The organism is Acidovorax sp. HMWF018, from assembly GCF_003061035.1.
Lineage (GTDB): Bacteria > Pseudomonadota > Gammaproteobacteria > Burkholderiales > Burkholderiaceae_C > Acidovorax > Acidovorax delafieldii.
In genome coordinates this window covers 11,548-14,486 of sequence record NZ_QAIM01000513.1, presented here as the reverse complement: position 1 = coordinate 14,486, position 2,939 = coordinate 11,548, and the positions used below count along the sequence as shown (strand labels likewise).

The following is a 2,939-nucleotide window of genomic DNA, read 5'->3' as shown; positions in this document are numbered from 1 at the left end:
ATGCGCCCTGCGCTGGCAGGCTGTGCAGGCAGCGTGAGGCGGGGCCGCTACTGGGATTCGACCTCTTACAAGTGGTGGGGCCTGTGCAAGAATCGTCGGTAGCCGACCACGCCGCCATACCGCTCAGGCGGTCCTCACAGATCCATCCAGCGCCCATGAACCTTATTCGGCTGCAGATCCACCCACAGCACCTGGCCAGCTTCAAAGCCGTGGCGCCGGTGCTTTCCCTGTTAACCGGTGGGGTAATCGCAGCGTGGGTCTATTTTTCGGTGGCCAGCCCACAGCGGGTGGGGCATTACCTCACGTTGCACCAAGTGCTGGAGACGCTGTCCATTGCAGTGTCTGCCCTGGTGTTTGCAGTGGGGTGGAAGGCGCACAGTCTCAATCCGCAGCGCAACGTGCTCATCCTGGCCTGCGGTTTCCTGGGCGTGGCGATCCTGGATTTTTCTCACATGCTGTCATTTGCCGGCATGCCCGACTACATCACGCCCAACTCGGTAGCCAAAGGCATCAATTTCTGGCTACCCGCCAGATACCTGGGGGCGCTGACGCTCCTGGCTGCGGTGACGCTGCACTGGCGCGTGCCTGGCGATGCGGCCGCACCCGGCCCTGGCAGATTTGTGGTGCTGATGCTGGTATTGGCTGCAGTGGCCGCCATTCATGCTGTTGTGTTCTGGTTTCCTCAGTGGTACCCGCAGACCTACGACGCCCACGGGCTCACGCGGTTCAAGATCGCCTCCGAGTACGGCGTGGTGGCCTTGTATGCAGCATCGCTGGGCGTGCTGCTGCACTGGGCGCGGGAGCGTGCCGCCTTTGATGTGGCCAGACTTTTCGCGGCCGTGTGGGTGATGGCCCTGAGCGAGTTCTTCTTCACGTTCTACATCATCGCTACCGATCCATTCAATCTGCTGGGCCACATATACAAGGTGGTGGGGTACTACTACCTCTACCGTGCCATCTTTGTGGGCACCATCGAGGCGCCGTATCGGGTGCTCAAGCAGTCCGACAAAGCCATGCGCGCTGTGCTGGATGCAGTGCCCGACCTGATGTTCGAAGTGACCCGCGATGGCCACTACGTGCAGATCCACACCCGCCAGCCCGAGCTGTTGCTGATGCCAGCCAGCGAGGTGGTGGGCCGCTCTATCCACGACATCTTGCCCCCAGCGGCCGCAGCGGTAGCGCAGGCTGCGATCAATACGGCGGCTGAACAGGGCCTGGCCCGTGACTTCCAGTACGCGCTGGACTTGCCCGATGGCAAGCACTGGTTTGAGCTGTCCGTGGCGCGCAAGGTGATGGACGATGAAGCGGACGATCACTTTGTGGTGCTGTCGCGTGACATCACGCAGCGCGTTCAGACGCTCGATACTCTGCGCAAGCTGCGCCATGCCGTGGAGCAGGCGCCCAATTCCATCTTCATTGCGGGCGCTGATGGCAACATCGAATATGTGAACCCTGCGTTCACCGCCACGACGGGCTACAGCCCCGAGGAGGCGATAGGCCGCAACCCGCGCCTGCTCAGCGCAGGGGCCACGCCAGCCAGCGTGTATGCCGACCTGTGGGCGCATTTGACGTCAGGCCGTCCGTGGCGCGGCGAGTTCGTGAACCGGCGCAAGGGCGGAGGCGAGTACAACGAGTCCGCCATCATCTCGCCACTGCACGACGAGCAGGGCCGCATCACCCACTACCTGGCCGTGCAAGAGGACGTGACGGAACGTCGGCGTGACGAGGAGCGCATCCGCAAGCTGATCAACTTTGATGCGCTGACAGGCTTGCCCAACCGCACGATGTTCGCCTCCCGTTTCAGCCAGGCCCTTGCATTGACCCAACGCAGCGGCCATCAGCTTGCCTTGTTGTATCTGGACCTGGACCACTTCAAGAACGTGAACGACTCGCTGGGTCACCAGGTGGGCGATGGGTTGCTGATCGAGATTGCGCACCGCTTGCAGTCAGTGGTGCGCGACGAGGACACGGTGTCCCGACAGGGCGGGGACGAGTTTGTCATCGTGCTGCCGCTCACCGATGCCCAGCAGGCGGCCCACGTGGCCGACGAGCTACAGGCACAGGTGCGCCGCATCTGCAAGCTGGAGCACCACGAACTGGTGGTCACGTCATCGATCGGTATTGCGATGTACCCCGAAGATGGTGGTGACTTTGAAACTCTGGCGCAGCGCGCCGACGCAGCCATGTTCCGCGCCAAAGAGTCGGGGCGCGACACCTACCGGTTCTTCTCAGCGGACATGCAGGCACGCTCGCTCAGGGTGTTGCACATCGAGAACGCTCTGCGCAGCGCCCTGGTGCAGGGCCAGCTGACGCTGCACTACCAGCCGCAAATCCGGCTGAAGGACCGTCAACTGGTGGGGGTGGAGGCCCTGCTGCGCTGGACCCACCCCGAGCTGGGCGCCGTCAGCCCGGCCGAGTTCATACCGGTCGCCGAGAGCAGCGGCCAGATTCTGGGCATCGGTGAATGGGTGCTGCGCACTGCGCTGGCCCAGGCCCGGCAATGGCGCGATGCTGGCCACACCGAGCTGGTGGTCGCGGTGAACCTGTCGATGGTGCAGTTTCGCCATCCGGGTCTGGTGGACATGGTGGGCCGAGCGCTGGCCGACAGCGGGGTGCCGTCGCAAATGCTGGAACTGGAGCTGACCGAGAGCATCGCCATGGATGCACCAGAGCAGGTGATTGCCATCGTGCGGCAACTGTATGACCTGGGTGTGCAGCTGTCCATTGACGACTTTGGGACCGGGTACTCGTCGTTCAGCTATATCCAGCGCCTCAAGGTGCACAAGCTCAAGATCGACCAGTCGTTTGTGCGGCATTTGGGCGACGACCCCAGCGCGCCCCACATCGTGCGCGCCATCATCGGACTGGCGCAAAGCCTGGGCCTGGAAACCATTGCCGAGGGCGTGGAAACGGCTGCGCAGCGTGACGTGCTTTCGGGA

Annotated in this window: 1 protein-coding gene; it reads left to right on the top strand. The window is 63.2% G+C overall.

What is annotated here, in order from left to right:
- Positions 1-155: 155 nt before the first annotated feature.
- A partial coding sequence (locus DBR23_RS21845; RefSeq protein ID WP_108499578.1) for an EAL domain-containing protein occupies positions 156-2,939 on the top strand: 2,784 nt, incomplete at its 3' end.